The following is an 18,400-nucleotide window of genomic DNA, read 5'->3' as shown; positions in this document are numbered from 1 at the left end:
TGGGGCACGACACTACCCGCGACACGCCGGAGGACGACGGAGGCACGCCTGCCGGAGCCATCCGCCCGAGCGGTCTAGCGTGGGCCTCCTCACAAGGTCCCGCTTCTGCAACGGCCTGTCCACGAATGAGGACAACGCCAGCGGGGAACTGTGAGGCGTGATTCACTGAACGTGTTCTCGACCCACCGGCGCCAGCGGGAATCTTTGTCCCACTGACTACGTTGGGCCAGACACCGATGAACAAGAAACGAGGCTGACGTGACCACTGCCACCGCACCCACCCAAGCCGTCCTGACGGCGGGTGACCGCTGCGACCGCTGCGGCGCCCAGGCCTACCTCCGCGTGGAGCTCCAGACCGGCGGCGAGCTGCTGTTCTGCGCGCACCACGCTCGTGAGCACGGCGAGAAGCTGCGCGAGATCGCTGCCGCGGTCCACGACGAGACGCACAAGCTCGAGACCCCGGCCGGCTCGGCCGCGGACAACGAGGCCTGAGCACCTGCCGACACCTACTTCCAGCAGCGGCCCCGGACACGCTCTCCGGGGCCGTTCTGCGTCCCGGCGGCCATCTCTGGGAGGGTGAGGTCGTGAGCGCCACCGAGGTCCTGATCGCCGTCCTGGTCGCCGTCGGCATCGCGGGCATCATCGTCCCGGTCCTCCCCGGCACCCTGCTCGTCCTGGGAGCGATCCTGGTGTGGGCGCTCGAGATCGGCACCTCCACCGGGTGGGTGGTCTTCGGCATGTGCGCCGCGTTGCTCGTCGGCGGCACGGTGGTGAAGTACCTCGTACCGGGCCGGAGCCTCAAGGCGGCCGGTGTCCCCAACCGCACCCTGCTCGTCGGAGCCGCCCTGGCGTTCGTGGGCTTCTTCGTCATTCCCCTCGTGGGCATGTTCATCGGCTTCGTGCTGGGGGTCTACCTCGCGGAGCGCGGGCGCGTGGGAGCCACCCAGGCGGGGCCGTCCACCCGCAGAGCCCTGAAGGCGGTCGGCGTCTCGATCCTGATCGAGCTGGTGGCCGCCTTCCTCGCCGCGGTGACCTGGGTGGTCGGCGTGGCGGTCACCTGATGGCCATCCTGCTGTCCCTCGCGGCGGCGCTCGCCTACGGGCTCTCGGACTTCGTCGGCGGCCTCGCGTCGCGTCGTACGTCGGCGTGGCCGGTCGCATTCGTCGCTACCGCAGCCGCCTTCGTCGGCTCCCTCGGCCTGGCTCTGGTCACCGACGGCTCGCCGACGCGGACCGACCTGCTCTGGGGAGCCCTCGCGGGCGTCGGCACCGGCGCCGGAGGCGCGTTCCTCTACCGAGGCCTCGCCGCCGGGCGGATGGGCGTGGTGGCCCCGATCTCCGCGGTGGGGGCCGCACTGGTTCCCGTCTGCGTGGGCGTGGTGACCGGCGAGCGCCCCGCGCTCCTGGTGTGGCTCGGGATCGCGGCCGCGGTGCCGGGCATCTGGCTCGTCAGTCAGGAGCAGGGCAGCGGGGGTGACCTGGCCGCAGGCATCCTCGACGGCGTGCTCGCCGGGCTCGGGTTCGGGCTGCTGTTCGCCGCGATGGGACAGATCCCCGAGGAGGCGGGCTTCGCGCCCCTCGCCGTGGCCCAGGCCGCGGGGCTGGTCTGCGTGGCGGTGACCGCGACCGTGCTGGGTGGCCGCTGGGTGCCGTCGGACCGCTCCCAGGCATGGGGCATCCTCGCCGGCGTGCTGGGCACGGCGGCGGTGGTCGCGTTCCTGCTCGCGACCCAGACCGGCCTGCTGACCGTCGCCTCGGTGGTGACGTCGCTCTATCCCGCGATCACGGTGGGTCTGGCCGCGTTCGTCCTGCGCGAGCGCATCCACCTCTCCCAGGGGGTCGGGCTGGTGCTGTGCGGGGTGGCCGTCGGACTCGTCGCTGCAGCCTGAGGGCCGTGCCCGGGCCGGAAGGGCTCAGACGCCGAGGCCGGACGTGACAGGCAGGCTCCAGCGGTGGCGCTTGGGCGCCCAGTCCGTCACCGGGTGCGAGCCGTCGGCCTGGTCGACCATCTTCACCGACACCCGGACCGGCGTCGCCCGGTCGAAGCAGTCACGACTGATCACCGCGCGGAAGACGTCGGCGTGCCACTTGGGCCGCGCCTCGTAGTCGCAGTCGACGCGCTCGTCGCTCCCGCGCCACGCGACCGCCTCGGTGAGGACGTAGTCGGTGCCGTCGCCGAGGCCGCTGCTGAGGACGTACTCGGGCCCCTTCACGTCGCGGTCGGCGTCGATGAAGACCGAGACGCCGGCGGCGCTCGACCGCATCAGCTCGTTGAACCTCACCTTGACCAGGAGGTTCTCGCGCCCGTGGTTGGCCTCGAGGCCGTAGATGTCGGTCAGCGACGCGCTGGCGTCGGCCGGGTCGTCGATGCTGAAGAACTCCGCGGACTTCGCGTGCGCGGGAGCAGCGATCAGTCCGGCGAGCACGAGGGCGGACGTGGCGGCGAGTGAGCTCCGAGTTCTCATGACGCGAGTGTGGCACTACTCACCCCCCGCGCGTCCACCTACTTGTGGGGGTGGCGGACAGACGGACGCCTGATTCGTCGACGGCGCCCGTGCCACACTCCTCGGCATGCCGTCATGGGTCCGCTGGTGCCCGGTCGTGCTGGCGCTCGCCCTCACCGGCTGCATTCAGACCGAGGACCGGCGCTCGTCGCACACCCCTTCCCCGACGCCGTCGGCCACCAGCACCTCGCCGTCCCCCGAGCCGAAGCAGCCGCCCCGGCGGGAGCCCGTACGCCTCGCCTTCGCCGGCGACATCCACTTCGAGGGGGTCCTGGCCGACCGCCTGCGCGACCCGTCGACCGCGCTCGCACCAGCCACTGCAGCCCTCGCCGCCGCCGATCTCGCGATCGTCAACCTGGAGACGTCCGTCGGCACCGGCGGCAGCCCCGAGCCCGGCAAGCGCTTCACGTTCTCCGCCGGTCGGGAGGCCTTCGACGCGCTGACCCACGCAGGTGTCGACGTGGCCAGCATGGCCAACAACCACGCGCTCGACTTCGGCCGCGCCCGGCTGCCAAGCACGATGCGCGCCGTCCGCGCCGCTGGCGAGGCGGATCCTCCGCTCTCCGTCATCGGGATCGGCAGCGACCAGCAGCAGGCGTTCCTGCCCGCGCTCACCGAGGTCGGCGACACCGTCGTCGCAACGCTGGCCGCCTCGCTCGCCGACCAAGACCCCACCGCCGACCCCACCGGCCACTGGGCGGCCACCCGCACCCGGTCGGGCATCGCCGACGCGACGGCCCCGTCCCGGCTCCTCTCCGCGGTGCGCCATGCCGACGAGACGGCCGACGTCGTCGTGGTCTACCTCCACTGGGGCATCCAGGGCGAGAGCTGTCCCTCGCCCGACCAGCGCCGCATCGCCGGTCGACTCGTCGGAGCCGGTGCGGACGTCGTCGTGGGGAGCCACGCCCACCAGCTGCAGGGCGACGGGCGGCTCCAGGAGGGCTACGTCGCCTACGGACTGGGCAACTTCGCGTGGTACTCCCCCGGCACCGGCGCCACCTCGCGCACCGGAGTGCTCACCCTGACCGTGCGACCACCGGCCGCGCGATCCGGCCGGGCTCGGGTCGTCCGCTCCTCGTGGTGGCCGGCGGCCATCGGCACGGACGGCCTGCCCGCAGCGCTCGCCGGTGACGCGGCCGCAGAGTTCCGGGCGGAGCGGCAGGACCTGCGGGAGTGCTCCGGCCTCACCCGGTGAGGATCGGTGCCGGAGGTCAGCGCGGCGCCAGCCACTCCAGGAGGACCCGGCCGACCCGCTCGAGCTGGGCGGGCTGCACGACGGCCGCGATGTCGCCCGCTGAGTGGTAGGCCGCGTAGGACGTCGAGCCGAGGCGGACGCCGGGCAGGCCAGCACGCACGAACGACCAGTGGTCGCTGCTGCGCTGGCCCGGATCGGCGACAGCCGGGATCCCCAGCCGACGGGCGGTCGCGAGCAGGCTGGCCTGCACCGGGTCGGAGTCCCCGGCGGACCCGACCGGCACCGCTCCCCCGACGCCGACGCGATCCAGGGAGACCATGCCACGGAGGGCTCCCCGCTGCTGCGACGTGAGCCCCGCGACGTACTGCCGCGAGCCGTAGTGGTGGTCGTCGTCGAACATGCCTCGTGGCTCCTCGGCCCCGAAGGCGACGAAGACCACCGGCAGTCGCGTCCTGCCCGCGGACACGGCGTCGGCCACCGCCAGGACGACCCCGATCCCCGAGGCGTTGTCCTCGGCCCCAGGTGCCTGCGGCACGGTGTCGAGGTGCGCGCCCACGATGAGGTGGGGCTCGGCGGGGTCGAACCCGGGGCTCGTGGCCACCACGTTCTCGGACGGACCGGCAGGGACCGGCACCCCCCACGACACCCCGGCAGGTACGTCGACGGGCTGGCGCGTGACCTCGAAGCCCATCCGGGTGAAGGAGCGAGCGACCCAGTCGGCGGCGCGGGCGTACGACTCCCCGGTGGCCTCGCGCGGCCCGATCGTCCCGGCCAGGTGCCGCACCGCCTCGACCGCGACGTCGAGGTCGAGGTCGTCGGCATCGACCGGCTCCGGGTCGCGGGACGGGTCGGTTCCGGACGTCGGATCAGGGTCCGGCGCAGGGGTCGGCTCCGGGTCCTGCGTCGTCACCTCGGGTGGCGCCGGCACCGGCCGGCCCTCGGGACGCGAGCCACCCGAGCAGGCCGACAGGACGAGCACGGCAGACAGGGCGATGGCGATGGCGATGCGACGCGTCCGGCCCATGCCTCACCGTAGCGGGGTGTGGAGACAGCCAGGCGCGGGAGCATGAGCGCCCGCGCGTCGAGCGGGCTCGTAGCCCTTCGGGCGGTGCCGAGGGATGGAATCCACGTGTCGGGGTACCGACCGACACGACCGAAGTGGGGGCACGCGGTCGAGGCCCCGCCGGTCCCCCCGTGATTGGCGGGGCCGTCCGCGTCGTGGCGAGTCACCGACGCAGGGCGAGCGGCCAGGACTGCGCGAGCAGGCGCAGAGCGGGCACGTCAGGTACCACGTGTGCCTCGACCACGCAGGTGGAGGATCGATCCCAGCCCGATAAGGCCGCCGCCTATCAGGTAGGGCCAACTGCTCTCGCGAGGTAGCAGCTCGAACTCGCCAGCGGCGATCATGGCTACCCCGGCAAGGAAAACCAGCACCCCCGCGACCTTGAGGCCGGGCGATGGCTCGATGGGTGGTTCGTTCTTCACGACACGCAGTCTCGCCTGAAGTCAGGACCAGAAGGGCGGTGCGGGGGCAGCGTGTCGCCAGGAGCACCCCGACAAGGCTCCTGACCTGCACCGGAGCGACTACCGGGACCAGAACCTCAGTCCAGGTAGTCGCGCAGGACCTGCGAGCGGCTGGGGTGCCGCAGCTTGGACATCGTCTTCGACTCGATCTGGCGGATCCGCTCCCGGGTCACGCCGTAGACCTTGCCGATCTCGTCCAGGGTCTTGGGCTGGCCGTCGGTGAGGCCGAAGCGCATCGACACCACGCCGGCCTCGCGCTCGGACAGGGTGTCCAGGACCGCGTGCAGCTGCTCCTGGAGCAGGGTGAACGAGACCGCGTCCGCCGGGACGATCGCCTCGGAGTCCTCGATGAGGTCACCGAACTCCGAGTCGCCGTCCTCGCCGAGCGGCGTGTGCAGCGAGATGGGCTCGCGACCGTACTTCTGGACCTCGATGACCTTCTCGGGGGTCATGTCGAGCTCCTTGGCGAGCTCCTCCGGGGTGGGCTCGCGGCCCAGGTCCTGGAGCATCTGGCGCTGGACGCGGGCGAGCTTGTTGATGACCTCGACCATGTGGACCGGGATGCGGATGGTGCGCGCCTGGTCGGCCATGGCCCGCGTGATCGCCTGGCGGATCCACCACGTGGCGTACGTCGAGAACTTGTAGCCCTTGGTGTAGTCGAACTTCTCGACCGCACGGATCAGGCCGAGGTTGCCCTCCTGGATGAGGTCGAGGAACAGCATGCCGCGACCCGTGTAGCGCTTGGCCAGCGAGACGACCAGGCGGAGGTTGGCCTCGAGCAGGTGGTTCTTGGCCCGCCTGCCGTCCTCGGCGATCCACTCGTACTCCTCGAGCATCTTGGCGCTGATCCGCCCGCCCTTGGCGAGCTTCTCCTCCGAGAACAGGCCGGCCTCGATGCGCTTGGCCAGCTCGACCTCCATCTCGGCGTTGAGCAGCGGGACCTTGCCGATCTGCTTGAGGTAGTCCTTGACCGGGTCGGCGGTGGCGCCGGCCACCATGACCTGCTGCTCGGGCTCGTCGGTCTCGTCGGCCGCGGAGACGGTGAAGGCCTGCTTCTCGTCCTCCTTGATCGTCGGATCCTTGGCGATGTCCTTCTCGAACTCGGCGTCGGGGATGTCCGGCAGGATCTTCTTGCCGTCCGGCCCGATCGACGCCGCGACCGCACCGAGGTCGACGACCTCGGTGTCAGCACTCTTCGCCGCGGCCTTCTTGGCGGTGGTCTTCTTCGCCGCAGCCTTCTTCGCAGGAGCCTCGGCGTCCTTCGTGGCGGCAGCCTTCTTCGCCGGCGCCTTCTTGGCCGCGGTGGAGGTCGCGGCCCGCTTGCTGGTGGCGGCCACCGCACGCAGGCTGGGGGCGGCGTCCAGCTGGACGGAGATGCCGAGGCCGCTCAGGTGCACGAGGAGAGCCTTCAGGTGACGGGGCTCGACACCTGCCTCGTCACTCGCGCGGCGTACGTCCTCGGGGGACACGGTGCCGGTGGGGGTGCCGCTGGCGACCAGAGCGGTGATGGAGGGGTGCGTCAGCACCTCTGCGGGGAGCAACTTGCGTGCGTGTGAAGACACGAACACCTCTCGTCGAGCAACTTCGGGGCGCGGCGAGGCCCGGTGACGTCAAGAGCCGCGTCGTCATTCTGCCACGGTCCTCCACGCATGCCGACACGTGGTCAGCCCGAAGTGCGTGCGGCGGCCTTCTTGGACTTCTTGAAGTCGCGCACCTTCTGCAGGGAGTCGGCGTCCACGACGTCTGCCACCGAGCGGTGGCCCTCGAGGGCGTAGTCGCCCACGACGGCCTCCCAGCCCTCCGGTCGTACGCCGAGCTGCTTGGCGAGCAGGGCCACGAAGATCTGCGACTTCTGCTTGCCGAAGCCGGGCAGCGCCATGACCCGCTTGAGCAGGTCCTTGCCGTCGGCGGCCTCGGTCCACAGCCGGGAGGCGTCCCCGCCGTAGGTCTCCTCCACGATGCGAGCGAGCTCCTGGAGCCGGGCCGCCATGGACCCCGGGAACCGGTGGATCGCCGGCGGGGTCGCCGCCATCGCTGCGAACTCCTCAGGGTCGGCTGCAGCGATCGCGTCCGGGGCGAACGTGCCGAACCGGTCGAGCACCTTCGCCGGACCGCGGAAGGCGTGCTCCATCGGGTACTGCTGGTCGAGCATCATGCCGGCAAGCAGGGCGAAGGCCGAGTCGTCGAGAACCTTGTCGGCGGTGGCGTCGCCGGTGATCTGGATACCCATGCACCCATCATCGCGCACGATCCATGAGGCGAGGTGCCGTCTACTGCGCCTTGACCGCCAGGACCGGGCAGGGGGCGTCGAGGAGGACGCGCTGGGCGTTGCTGCCCAGGATGAGCTTGCCCACCGGAGAGCGGCGGCGCAGCCCGATGACCAACAGCTCGGCGTTGTTGGCCTCGGCGATGCTGATCAGGTCCTCGGCCGGCTCGAACCCGCGCACCAGCTGGCGGATGTCGTGCTCGACGCCGGATTCCTCCAGGGTCGCCTTGATGCCGGCGAGGTCGTCCTCCGCAGCCCGCGCCTTGGGACCGTCGAACTCCTGACCCCCGCGGTGTGAGTTCACCACGACGAGCTTGCTGCCGCGCAGCTTCGCCTCGTTGATACCGGCGCTCAGGGCGGCTTCGCCCTCCGGCTTGGGGACGTATCCGACGACAACGGTGCCCATGGTGTCTCCTCTCGTGGCCACAGCTTCCTCCGCCGTTGGCCTGCTGGCACCGTAACGGAAACCGGCTGCCTTGGGCAGCCTGTGGAGAGGCGGGTTGCCGCGGCGCACCTGCGGCAGGGTGAGGGCGTGGCACTCCAGGCACCCATCGACCGACACACCCACCGCGTGCTGCGGGCTGCCACGCTCCAGCTGGTCGAGGGCGAGCGCCGGCGACGCTTCCCGACGGCCCTCCACGCCGGGGAGCCCGGATGCAGCGTCCGTCACGTCGAGGATCCGGTCCTCGCCGATGCCGGCCTGCGCGCAGACGTGGCGCTGTCCCTGCTGCGACAGGCCGCGAGGTTCACGCCACGACCTTGTCTGTGGCTGACCCGACCCGGTGAGCTCACCCCGCACGACGACGACCTGCGGTGGCTCGGCCCCACGACGTGGGCCTGCGCCGCCCTCGGCAGTCCGCTCGGGCTCGTCGTCGTCACCCGCCGAGGGTGGTTCGACCCCGTCAGCGACGTACGCCGTGAGTGGCGGCGGCTGCGGCGCACCACCGGGTAGGGACCGAGGCGTGCGTCAGTCCCAGAGGTGCACCGGCTCGTTGCTGTGCATCCGGTCCCGGTAGTCGAGCAACGTCGCGCGGAGCGCGTCGTAGCGGTCCTCTCCCCCGCGCTCGCGGACGCGCTCGACGAACCACGCGGCTCCGCTGGTCTCCTGGAGGCACCGCTGTTCGATGATGCCGAGGTAGCGGTCGCTCTCCTCCGCGGGCACTCCCCAGGCGTCGAGACCGGCCTGGGCCATCGGCAGCAGCCGGCGGAGCACCAGCTCGGTGGCGCGGACCTGTCCGACCCCGGGCCAGTAGACCTGGGCATCCACTCCCATCTGCGCGCCCACGTGGAAGTTCTCCTCGGCGGCGGAGAAGGACATCTGCGACCACAGCGGTCGCTCGCTCTCGGCGAGGAACCGGATCAGGCCGAACCAGAGGGCGGCGTTGGCGATCGTGTCGGCCACGGTCGGACCCGCCGCGAGCAACCGGTTCTCCACGCGCAGGTGGGGCACACCGTCGGCGATGTCGTAGACCGGGCGGTTCCAGCGGTAGATGGTGCCGTTGTGGAGCCGCAGCTCGTGGAGGGTGGGCGTGCCACCGCCCTCGAGCACCGCGAGCGGGTCCTCCTCGTCGGTCACCGGGAGGAGAGCCGGGAAGTAGCGCACGTTCTCCTCGAAGAGGTCGAACACCGAGGTGATCCACCGCTCGCCGAACCACACCCGCGGCCGGACGCCTTGGGCCTTGAGCTCCTCGCTGCGGGTGTCGGTCGCCTGCTCGAAGAGCGGGATGCGCGTCTCGCGCCACAGCTCCTTGCCGAGGAGGAACGGCGAGTTGGCGGACACCGCCACCTGGATCCCGGCGATGGCCTGGGCGGCGTTCCAGTAGGCGGCGAACTGGTCGGGCGAGGTCTGGACGTGGAACTGGGTGCTGGTGCAGGCAGCCTCGGGGACGATCGAGTCCGCGGTGGTGGTGAGCCGTTCGCGCCCGGAGATGCTGATCGTGATGTCCTCACCGCGCGCGGCGAGGATCTGCTCGGAGAGCAGCTTGTAGCGCGGGTTGGCGCTGAGGGAGGAGGGGTTCATGTGTCCCTCGGCCAGCGTCGGCAGGATTCCGATCATCACCTGGTGCGCGCCGACCTGGGCCGCCTTCTCCTCCGCGTCGTTGAGCGAGCGACGCAGGCTCTCCTCGAAGCGGGCGAGGCCGCCCTCGCGCAGCTTGGCCGGGGCGAGGTTGATCTCGATGTTGAACTGGCCGAGCTCGGTCTGGAAGTCGGGATCGGCGATCGCCTCGAGGACCTCGGCGTTCTTGAGGGCCGGATCCCCCACCTCGTCGATGAGGTTGAGCTCCATCTCCAGGCCGGTCATCGGGTCGTCGGTGTCGAAGCGTGCCTCGCGGAGCATCCGGGCGAAGACGTCGAGGTTGCGTCGCACCTTCTCGCGATGCCGTGTCCGGTCGGCCCGGCTGAACTCCTGTTGCGCGACCTCTTCACCCATGAGCGCACCCTAGTCACGGCGGGACTCGGCGGGAACCGCCTCGAAGGGGGGTCTCAGGCTGCGGGATCCGCCGTCCCGGGGACCTGCGGGCGCAGCACCTCCCAGGTGTCGGGTGGGGTGGCGGCCTCCAGCAGCTGCGCCACGAGGCCGGCCAGCGAGTGGGCGGGCTCGGCGTCGCGGCAGCGGTCGACGGCACACCACGCGAGGGCACCGTCGCCGACCAGCCATGCCGCGAAGGCCAGGATCGCGGCCGGAGCGGCCACGTGGGCGCAGGGCAGCCGTCGCACGGCGTCCGACCAGAGGTCGACCGCGCGGCGTGCCTCGCTGCGGGAGAGCCACACCCACGCCTCGTCGCGTCCGTCCCCGGCCGTCACCGTCACGGCGACGGAGGCGAGCTCGGGGCGCGAGAAGGTGGTGCCCTGCTGCAGGTGGCGGCGGACCAGGGCTGCGAGCGCGCCGGCGGGGAGCGGGTGCGCCCCCGCGAGGTCGGGCTCCAGGAGCCGCGCGGACGCCGCATCGGGCGCGATCGTGGCCCGCAGCGCCTCGCGGCTCGCGTGGGTGACGCGACCGTCGAAGACGCTCTGTGCGGTGAACCGGTGGTCCGCGAGGGCGAAGCGGACACCTCGGTAGGCGGCGACCGGGGCGCCCGGGAGCACGGCGTACCAGTGGTCGTCGTGGACCCGCAGCACGTCGCGGACCCCGATGCCGGCGGCCGTGAACTCCTCGTGGATCGACCACGCGGCCTCGTCCGCAACCGTGGTGTCGTCGTCGTAGACGACCACGATGACCTCCCGCACGCCGTTGAGGCGAGCGGGGCGCAACAACGCCTCGACCACGTCGTCGACGTCGTCGGGGTCGTGCGGGAGGTCGACCCGGGCGTGCATTCCGCCCCGAGACCCGGTGCTGACCATCACCACCGATCTCTCGGGGACGAAGCCGAGGGCCAGAGGCACGAAGGCGGCGATGTCGTCAGGCGTGCGGGCTGTCAGGACCAGTGAGTCGGGTGTCGGGTTCATGGCCGAGACGCTCCCCGCGACCTCCGACCATGCATGCCGCGACGTCGGCGGGCCTGTGGACAGCTCCCGTCCGGCCCGACCTGTGGACGATTCGTGGCCCCGCAGGGCGTGGCCGTCCTGCGACAATGCGGCACGTGAATGGGCGACGGGCGGGGCACGCCGACGGGTGCCGGCGCTGATGCGCGCCTCCGCGTCGCTCCTGCACCTGGACCTCGACGCCTTCTTTGCCGCGGTCGAGCAGCGCGACAAGCCCTCGCTGCGCGGCAAGCCGGTCATCGTCGGTGGGACCGGCGGGCGTGGCGTGGTGGCCACGGCGTCGTACGAGGCGCGTCGCTACGGCGTCGGCTCCGCGATGTCCACGCGGGAGGCCCGCGCCCGGTGTCCGCACGCGGCGTTCCTGAGCGGGCGGTTCCACGCCTACCGCGAGACCAGCACCCGGGTCATGGCGGTGCTGCGCGACCTGTCGCCCCTGGTCGAGCCGCTGTCCCTCGACGAGGCCTTCGTCGACCTCGCGGCCGCCGACCTGCCGGACCTGGAGGTCGCCACCGTCACCGAGGCCGGACAACGCCTCCGGGATCGGGTGCGGGACGTCACCGGCGGCCTGACGGCGACCGTCGGGATCGCGTCGTCGAAGTTCGTCGCCAAGGTGGCCAGCGAGCTCGACAAGCCCGACGGGATGACCGTCGTGCCGCCCGGCACCGAGCTCGACCTGCTCCGGCCGATGAAGGTCACCGTCATCCCCGGGGTCGGGCCCGCCACAGCCGAGCGGCTGCGCCGTGCCGGCATCCACACCATCGCCGAGCTGGAGCTCGTCAGCGAGGACGAGCTCGTCCGCCTGCTCGGCCAGGCGCACGGGCACGGGCTGTGGCAGCTGGCCCGGGCACAGGACTCGCGACCGGTGCTGGCGGAGCGGGAGACCAAGTCCATCAGCGTCGAGGGCACCTACGACACCGACCTCACCGACCGGCGCCTGATGGAGGGACTGCTCACCCGACAGGCCAAGGAGGTGGGCACCCGGATGCGCAAGAACGGCTTCTCGGGACGGACGGTGACCATCAAGGTCAGGCTGCACGACTTCACCACACTGAGCCGCTCCAGCACCCTCTCCAGCCCCACGGACGACGGCGCGACCATCGGCCGGATCGCGCGGTCGCTCCTGGGCGACCTCGACACGACGGGCGGGGTCCGGTTGCTGGGCGTGGGGGTCTCCGGACTGGCCGACTGGGTGCAGGAGGACCTGTTCGGCGAGACGGCGCAGGACGACGAGGTCGAGGTGGTGCTGCCCGAGCCCCCGCGACGCAGCTGGCCGCCCGGGGCCGACGTCGTGCACGACGAGCTGGGGCCGGGCTGGGTGTGGGGATCGGGCTCGGGCGTCGTGACGGTGCGCTTCGAGACGGCGGACACGCCGCCCGGTCCGGTGCGCAGCTTCAAGGCCGACGACCCGGCGCTGCACCGGGTCGAGCCACCTGCCGAGGCCTGAGCTCGCTCCGTACGCCAGACGAGGCGATCGGCTCAGCACACGAGCGTGTCGCCCGCGTTCGCTCAGGGTTCACCTGTGCCGAGTTGCGCGCCTTCGGCACGATCAGGCAGCCTCGTGGGCACCTCGGGAGGAACTTCGGGGCAACTCGGGGCAAATGGGTGAGGGGCTCCAGATGGTATGAGCATCAGGAGCCCCTCAGTTTGCCCGGGAAGGTGACGTCCGAGCCACCGCATCGGCTTCCCAGCTCCCGCCGACCCCGTCACCGGGCCTGCGCAGCGAGCAAGCTCGCCGGGTGGAACTGTTCGTCCGATCCGATCCCCGACTCCGCCGGAGCGGTGTCGGTAGTGAGAGTTCTATGCCTCCCGCGACCCGTCCCGCAAGGGGAAACGACGACAAACTTTCGGTCCCACAGGCTTCCCCACAGAACTTCCTCCGTGCTCCACAGGCAGCGCCCCCTCCCTCCACAGGGGACGGGTCAGGCTGTGGAGACGGGCCGGGCCGCGGTCCGCATGTTCTCCGTCCCGGATGGGAACCCCTGAGAAGTCCCTGAGAGTTCGCAGATCGTGCAACTCCCGGGGCGGTTGGCTCGTCAAGGCAGGTGAAGGCACCGAGCTCCGGCCGGGAATCTGGCACCGGGCACAGGCGTTGGAACAGATGTGCGACACAGGGGTGGTCGCACGAGGAGCAGGAGGACGAGATGAGCACCGCACAGGCAAAGCGCACCACCACGACTCGCGAGATCGAGGGCCGCGACAGCGTCGGCCTCTACCTCGACGAGATCGCCCGCACCCCGCTCCTCGACGCCGAGACCGAGGTCGAGCTCTCCAAGGCCATCGAGGCCGGCCTGCTGGCCCAGCACCTCCTCGACACCGGCCGCGTCGGTCGCCGCAAGGGCGGTGCGCCGCTGAGCGCCAACGAGCAGGAGCTCGAGTGGCTGGCCGAGCAGGGTCGGCTCGCCGTCGACCGGTTCATCGAGGCCAACCTGCGACTGGTCGTCTCCATCGCCCGCAAGTACGGCCGCTCGCAGATGCCCATGCTCGACCTGATCCAGGAGGGCAACACCGGCCTGATCCGCGCGGTCGAGAAGTTCGACTACACCAAGGGCTACAAGTTCTCGACCTACGCCACCTGGTGGGTCCGCCAGGCGATCACGCGCGGCATCGCGCAGCAGGCCCGGGTCGTACGCCTCCCCGTCCACGTGGTCGAGGAGCTCAACCAGGTGGGCAGCGCGCGCCGCACGCTGGAGCGCCAGCTCGGCCGCGACCCCGAGCCGCAGGAGATCGCCACCGAGCTCGGCATGGACGTCGACCGGGTGCTCGACCTGATGAGCTGGGGCCGCGAGCACGTCTCGCTGGACACCCCGGTCGACGAGGACGGTGACACGTCGCTGGGCGACCTGATGGCCCAGGAGACCGCCCCCGGTCCCGACCTCAACGTCCTCGACGCCGAGGCCCGGCAGCGTCTCGACGAGCTGGTCGGCATCCTCGACGAGCGCTCGGCCGACATCGTCCGGGCGCGCTACGGCCTGGCCGACGGGCGCCAGCACAAGCTCGCCGACATCGGCGCCCGGCACGGCATCTCCGCCGAGCGGGTGCGCCAGCTCGAGCGCGAGGCACTGCAGAAGCTCCGCCGCGCCGGCGACCCCGACCTCGCGGCCTGAGGGCACCCACCCTGGCTGCTTGACTGATCAGTACGCCGCGGACAGCAGGTCCCCGCTGGCGGCCTGTGCTCGTGCGACCACGTCGCCGGGCACAGGCCGTTCTGCTGCGATGCGGGCCTGCCACATCTGGAGGGCCACGACCCGGGCTGCGGCTTCCTCGACGCGCTCACGTGAGATGTCGCCGGAGCCCATCGCATCGACCACGATCCGGTGCGTGGCAGCGGTGTCCACCGGCATCAGCAGCAGGTCCGCCCCGGCGCGGAGAGCCTGCAGCGCCGGCGTGGGCCGACCGCCGACGGCGCCCATGCCGAGCGAGTCGGTGATCGTCACGCCCTCGAAGCCGAGGTCGTCGCGCAGCAGTGCGTAGACCTCGGGGGCCATGCTGGCCGGGACGTCCGGCGCGATCGCGGTGAGGTCGAGGTGGCTCAACATCACCGCCGGAGCCTGGTGGGCGATGGCGGACTCGAACGGCGGCAGGTCGTGCGCCTCGATCTCGGCCAGCGTCGAGTCCACGACGGGCAGCGTGTCGTGGCTGTCGCTCGTGGCGGTCCCGTGCCCGGGGAAGTGCTTGACGGTCGAGACGATGCCCGCGTCGTCGTACCCCTTGATCGCGGCCCCGATCGCCTGCGCCGCGACGCCCGGGTCGTCGGAGGGAGACCGGGCGCCGATGGTCGGGTCGGCGGCGCCGATCGTGACGTCGGCGACGGGGGCGAAGACCCAGGTGAAGCCCAGTCCGCGCAGCTCGAGGCCGGTCGTCAGGGCCGCGGCCCGGGTGACCCGGCGACCGAGCCTCGGGTCGGCGGCGATGGCCAGGCCCGCCGACTGGAAGTGCGGGAACTCGGTGGCGACGCCTCGCAGGTGGGAGACGTAGCCGCCCTCCTGGTCCACGCCGATCACCGGCGGGAAGTCGCGTCCGTCGCGCGCGGCGGCCTCGGAGATCGCGGCGGTCATGGCGCGCACCTGCCCGGCATCCACGATGTTGTCCGTGGTGACCGACACGCCTGCGAGGTGCAGCTCGCGCACCATCCGGGCCGGTTCCTCGGGGTCGGTGCCGTGGAAGCGTCCGACGATGACCTGCCCGGCGAGCTGCTCGGGCGTCCAGCCCTCCACCAGCTCTGCGGCCTCCTCGATCTCCCCGAGCGTGGGACCCCAGGAGGACGGCGTCTCCGGGTCCTCCTCGGGCTCACTGGGGGTCTCGGTGGCCGCGGGGCCGGATGTCTCCGACGGGCTCGAGGACGCGTTCGACGAGGTGCCTGGAGCCGTGTCGTCGGGATCGGATCCCAGCGACGCACAGCCGCTGACGAGCAGGACCCCTGCTGCGATCACGGCCAGGCGGGGTCGGATCGGGAGCACGCCGGGAGGGTACCCGGCTCGGCGGAGCAAACGAGAACCGTCAGGCGCGCGCGGCCAGCTCCAGGTAGATCCGCTCGACCTGCTGGCGCAGGTCGTCCAGCGACCCGGTGTTGTCCACCACGTGGGTGGCGATCGCCAGCCGGTCCTCTCGCGTCGCCTGCGCCGCGATCCGGGACTCGGCGTCCTCGCGTGCCCAGCCCCGGTCCTCGACCATCCGAGTGACCTGGAGCTCCGGAGGAGCGTCCACCACGATCACCGCATCGAAGGAACCGGCACGACCGACCTCGGCCAGCAGCGGGATGTCGTGCACCACGACCGCGTGCGTCGATGCAGCCGCCTCGAGCTCCGCGCTCCGCGCGTGGACGAGCGGGTGGATGATGCGCTCGAGGCGCTTGCGGGCGTCGACGTCGCCGAACACCAGGGCACCCGTCGCCGGTCGGTCGAGGTCACCCTCGGGCGTGAGCAGCCCGGGCCCGAACTCGGCGACCACCGCGTCGAGCCCCGGCGTCCCCCGCGCGACGACCTCGCGGGCCAGCGCGTCGGCGTCGATGACCACGGCACCCAGCTCGGCGAGGATCGCCGCGACGGTGCTCTTGCCAGAGGCGATCCCACCGGTGAGTCCGACCCGGACCGTCACGTGGACGCCTGGCCCGCGGCCTTCTCGAGGGCAGCGAGCAGCACGCAGGTGGCGACGGCCTCCATCGCCTCCGTGACCTCCGTGAGCGGCGGCATGGTCGGCGCCAGCCGGATGTTGGTGTCGTCCGGGTCGTGCTTGTAGGGGTACGACGACCCGGCGGGGGTCAGTGCGACCCCGGCCTCCTTGGCGAGCGCCACCACGCGGCTAGCGGTCCCGGGCACCACGTCGAGGTTGACGAAGTAGCCCCCAGTCGGCCTGTTCCAGGTGGCGACGTCTCGTCCCCCGAGCCGGTCGGTGAGCACCCGGTCCACCTCGGCGAACTTCGGCGCGATGATCTCCCGGTGCTTGGCCATGTGCTCGCGCACGCCCTGGGCGGAGCCGAAGAACTCGGCGTGCCGCAGGTGGTTGACCTTGTCCGGACCGATCGCGCCGTTGGCGAGGTGACCGAGGTACCAGGCGACGTTGGCGGTCGACGCCGCCAGGAAGGCGACGCCGGCGCCGGCGTAGGTGATCTTCGACGTGGACGCGAACATGATCGGCCGGTGCGGATGCCCGGCCGCAGACGCGAGGGTGAGGATGTCGGCGCTCTTCGCCTCGTCCTCGGTGAGGTGGTGCAGCGCGTAGGCGTTGTCCCACAAGATCTTGAAGTCTGCGGCCGCGGTCGGCATCGCGGCGAGGCGGGCGGCGACGTCCTGGCTCACGACCGCGCCGGTCGGGTTGGCGTACGTCGGCACGATCCAGATGCCCTTGATGCTCGCGTCGTCGGCGACGAGCGCGGCCACGGCGTCCACGTCGGGGCCGTCGTCGTGCATCGCGACGGTGACCATCTCGATGCCGAGGCTCTCCAGCAGGGTGAAGTGGCGGTCGTAGCCCGGCACCGGGCACACGAAGCGCACCTTCTCCTCGCGGCCCCACGGGCGCTCGGAGTCGACCGCGCCGAAGAGCATCAGGTAGAACAGGCAGTCGCGCATCATCGTCAGGCTGGAGTTGCCGCCGGCGACGACCTGATCGGGCTCGACCCAGAGCAGGTCGGCGAACATCTCTCGCAGCTCGCGCACCCCCTCGAGGCCGCCGTAGTTGCGTACGTCGACCCCGGCGGCGTCCTTGGTGCTCGACGGCAGCCGCAGCAGGTCGTCGGCGAGATCGAGCTGCTGCGCCGACGGCTTGCCACGCGTCAGGTCCAGCTTGAGCCCCCGGGCCTTGAGCTCGGCGTAGGCGGCACGCTGCTCCTCGAGCAGGGTGGCGAGGTGGTCGGCGGACAGGTCGGCCAGCGCAGTCGCGTTCACACGCGCAAGGCTACCGAGGGTCGTGGTCGAGCTAGGCAGGCGTCCGGAACGTACGCCGGTACTCCTGAGGGCTGACTCCGCGGGATCGACCGAAGTGGTGGCGCAGAGTGGCGGCGTTGCCGAAGCCGACCTCGGCGGCGACCCAGTCGATCGAGTGGTCGGTCTGCTCGAGCAGCTCCTGCGCGGCGCGTACGCGCTCGCCGAGGATCCAGCTGTAGGGCGTCGTGCCGGTCTCCTCCTTGAAGCGACGCGCGAAGGTGCGAGCCGACATGTGCATGTGGCGGGCCAGCGTCTCGACGTCGAGGTCCTCGGCGAGGTTGGCCGCGATCCAGGCGAGCAGGGGTGCCAGCGCCTCGGACTCGCAGACCGGGACGGGTCGGGCGATGTACTGGGCCTGGCCGCCGTCGCGGTGCGGCGGCACGACCATGCGGCGTGCGGCGTTCGCGGCGACCTTGGCCCCGAAGTGCTGGCGCATGACGTGGAGGGCCGCGTCGAGCCCGGCCGCCGAACCTGCTCCGGTGACGATCGACCCGTCCTGCACGTAGAGCACGTTGCCGTCGATCGTGGCCTCGGGGAAGCGCGCCGACAGCTCGTCGACGTGGCGCCAGTGGGTGGTGGCCCGCCGCCCGTCGAGCAGCCCGGCCTCGCCCAGCATGAACGCCGCCGTGCAGTGCGCGAAGACCAGAGCACCCCGGTCGTGCGCGTCGCGGACGAGCTCCACCACTTCAGGAGAGGGGTCGAGGTAGCCGCGCTTGGGGATCAGGCAGACCAGGTCGGCGTCGGCCGCGTCGTCCAGCGAGTGGTCGACGTGGAGGTCGTAGCCGGTGGCCCCGGCCACCCGTCCCGGGCGCGGGGTGGCGACGATGAAGTCGAAGACCGGGTTGTCGTCGTCGGGGTGGTAGGGCTCGCCCCACACCTCGCACATCGACCCGAGCCCGAACGGCTCGGCTCCGTCCTGCACCACGGCTACGACCTTCTTCATGGACTCAGCGTGCACCATCGGTGGCAGGAAATCAACTAAGACTGTCATTCCTGCCACTGGTGGCAGG

19 protein-coding genes are annotated in these 18,400 nt (G+C 71.6%); 7 read left to right on the top strand and 12 right to left on the bottom strand.

The genetic code is table 11. The features are described 5' to 3' along the window. The first annotated feature begins 258 nt into the window (after positions 1-258). The 3 genes from J3P44_RS07470 (at position 259) to J3P44_RS07460 (ending at position 1,888) form a co-directional block, all read left to right on the top strand. On the top strand, positions 259-492 hold the full coding sequence (locus J3P44_RS07470; RefSeq protein WP_255889653.1) for a DUF7455 domain-containing protein: 234 nt from the start codon (positions 259-261) through the stop codon (positions 490-492). A 92-nt stretch (positions 493-584) separates the two neighbouring features. After that, a complete protein-coding gene (locus J3P44_RS07465) occupies positions 585-1,061 on the top strand; it encodes a DUF456 domain-containing protein (RefSeq protein WP_255889651.1) in 477 nt (158 codons plus the stop codon). Next, entirely contained in the window at positions 1,061-1,888 is an 828-nt protein-coding gene (locus tag J3P44_RS07460; protein WP_255889650.1) for an EamA family transporter, read from the top strand. Before J3P44_RS07465 ends, J3P44_RS07460 begins: the two co-directional genes overlap by 1 nt. Positions 1,889-1,912: 24 nt before the next feature. On the opposite strand, the gene J3P44_RS07455 is transcribed toward J3P44_RS07460, so the two are convergent. Then, a complete protein-coding gene (locus J3P44_RS07455; RefSeq protein ID WP_255889649.1) occupies positions 1,913-2,464 on the bottom strand; it encodes a hypothetical protein in 552 nt (183 codons plus the stop codon). Positions 2,465-2,570: 106 nt separating this feature from the next. Between J3P44_RS07455 and J3P44_RS07450 the strand changes: the two genes are divergently transcribed. Further along, on the top strand, positions 2,571-3,698 hold the full coding sequence (locus J3P44_RS07450) for a CapA family protein (protein ID WP_255889648.1): 1,128 nt from the start codon (positions 2,571-2,573) through the stop codon (positions 3,696-3,698). Between the two features lie 16 nt (positions 3,699-3,714). Here J3P44_RS07450 and J3P44_RS07445 read toward each other — a convergent pair whose 3' ends face one another. The 5 genes from J3P44_RS07445 to J3P44_RS07425 all read right to left on the bottom strand — a co-directional run bounded on the left by J3P44_RS07445 (position 3,715) and on the right by J3P44_RS07425 (position 7,894). Then, positions 3,715-4,722, bottom strand: coding sequence for a M28 family metallopeptidase (locus J3P44_RS07445; RefSeq protein ID WP_255889646.1), 1,008 nt, complete (start codon positions 4,720-4,722; stop codon positions 3,715-3,717). A 257-nt stretch (positions 4,723-4,979) separates the two neighbouring features. Further along, complete coding sequence (locus J3P44_RS07440) at positions 4,980-5,183, bottom strand: hypothetical protein (RefSeq protein WP_255889645.1); 204 nt, start codon at positions 5,181-5,183, stop codon at positions 4,980-4,982. Between the two features lie 116 nt (positions 5,184-5,299). After that, entirely contained in the window at positions 5,300-6,790 is a 1,491-nt protein-coding gene (locus tag J3P44_RS07435; RefSeq protein ID WP_255889644.1) for an RNA polymerase sigma factor, read from the bottom strand. Positions 6,791-6,885: 95 nt separating this feature from the next. Further along, positions 6,886-7,452, bottom strand: a complete 567-nt coding sequence (locus J3P44_RS07430; RefSeq protein ID WP_255889643.1) for an HhH-GPD-type base excision DNA repair protein — start codon at positions 7,450-7,452, stop codon at positions 6,886-6,888. Between the two features lie 40 nt (positions 7,453-7,492). Continuing rightward, positions 7,493-7,894 carry a universal stress protein gene (locus J3P44_RS07425; RefSeq protein ID WP_255889642.1) on the bottom strand — a complete coding sequence of 134 codons (402 nt, stop codon included), beginning with the start codon at positions 7,892-7,894 and terminating at the stop codon, positions 7,493-7,495. Positions 7,895-8,020: 126 nt separating this feature from the next. Here J3P44_RS07425 and J3P44_RS07420 point away from each other — a divergent pair, with 126 nt between their 5' ends. Beyond that, the gene (locus tag J3P44_RS07420; RefSeq protein WP_255889641.1) at positions 8,021-8,440 is read left to right on the top strand and encodes a hypothetical protein; all 420 of its coding nucleotides are present in this window, start codon (positions 8,021-8,023) and stop codon (positions 8,438-8,440) included. A gap of 15 nt (positions 8,441-8,455) precedes the next feature. Here the strand turns inward: J3P44_RS07420 and J3P44_RS07415 are convergent, their stop codons facing one another. Both J3P44_RS07415 and J3P44_RS07410 read right to left on the bottom strand, forming a co-directional pair. After that, positions 8,456-9,919 (bottom strand): glutamate-cysteine ligase family protein, encoded by a 1,464-nt coding sequence (locus J3P44_RS07415; protein ID WP_255889640.1) that lies wholly within the window; start codon positions 9,917-9,919, stop codon positions 8,456-8,458. 53 nt (positions 9,920-9,972) lie between these two features. Continuing rightward, positions 9,973-10,935: a DUF4192 domain-containing protein gene (locus J3P44_RS07410; RefSeq protein WP_255889639.1), complete on the bottom strand. Its 963-nt coding sequence runs from the start codon at positions 10,933-10,935 to the stop codon at positions 9,973-9,975. 178 nt (positions 10,936-11,113) lie between these two features. On the opposite strand from J3P44_RS07410, the gene J3P44_RS07405 reads away from it, so the two are divergent. Both J3P44_RS07405 and J3P44_RS07400 read left to right on the top strand, forming a co-directional pair. Continuing rightward, positions 11,114-12,415: a DNA polymerase IV gene (locus J3P44_RS07405; RefSeq protein ID WP_255889637.1), complete on the top strand. Its 1,302-nt coding sequence runs from the start codon at positions 11,114-11,116 to the stop codon at positions 12,413-12,415. 697 nt (positions 12,416-13,112) lie between these two features. Continuing rightward, complete coding sequence (locus J3P44_RS07400) at positions 13,113-14,075, top strand: sigma-70 family RNA polymerase sigma factor (protein WP_255889636.1); 963 nt, start codon at positions 13,113-13,115, stop codon at positions 14,073-14,075. A gap of 27 nt (positions 14,076-14,102) precedes the next feature. On the opposite strand, the gene J3P44_RS07395 is transcribed toward J3P44_RS07400, so the two are convergent. From J3P44_RS07395 to J3P44_RS07380, 4 genes are read right to left on the bottom strand one after another with little or no spacing between them, the layout of a single operon-like run. After that, positions 14,103-15,428: a glycoside hydrolase family 3 protein gene (locus tag J3P44_RS07395; protein ID WP_255889635.1), complete on the bottom strand. Its 1,326-nt coding sequence runs from the start codon at positions 15,426-15,428 to the stop codon at positions 14,103-14,105. 40 nt (positions 15,429-15,468) lie between these two features. Then, on the bottom strand, positions 15,469-16,065 hold the full coding sequence (gene coaE, locus J3P44_RS07390) for a dephospho-CoA kinase (protein ID WP_255889634.1): 597 nt from the start codon (positions 16,063-16,065) through the stop codon (positions 15,469-15,471). Next, a complete protein-coding gene (locus J3P44_RS07385) occupies positions 16,062-17,351 on the bottom strand; it encodes an aspartate aminotransferase type Ic (RefSeq protein ID WP_255889633.1) in 1,290 nt (429 codons plus the stop codon). The genes coaE and J3P44_RS07385 overlap by 4 nt, the downstream gene beginning before the upstream one ends. Positions 17,352-17,382: 31 nt before the next feature. Then, positions 17,383-18,333: a GlxA family transcriptional regulator gene (locus tag J3P44_RS07380; protein WP_255889632.1), complete on the bottom strand. Its 951-nt coding sequence runs from the start codon at positions 18,331-18,333 to the stop codon at positions 17,383-17,385. Positions 18,334-18,400: the final 67 nt, after the last annotated feature.

The organism is Nocardioides astragali (assembly GCF_024436375.1).
GTDB lineage: Bacteria > Actinomycetota > Actinomycetes > Propionibacteriales > Nocardioidaceae > Nocardioides > Nocardioides astragali.
Note: the sequence above shows the minus strand (reverse complement) of the source record. Positions and strands in the feature narration are given on the sequence as shown.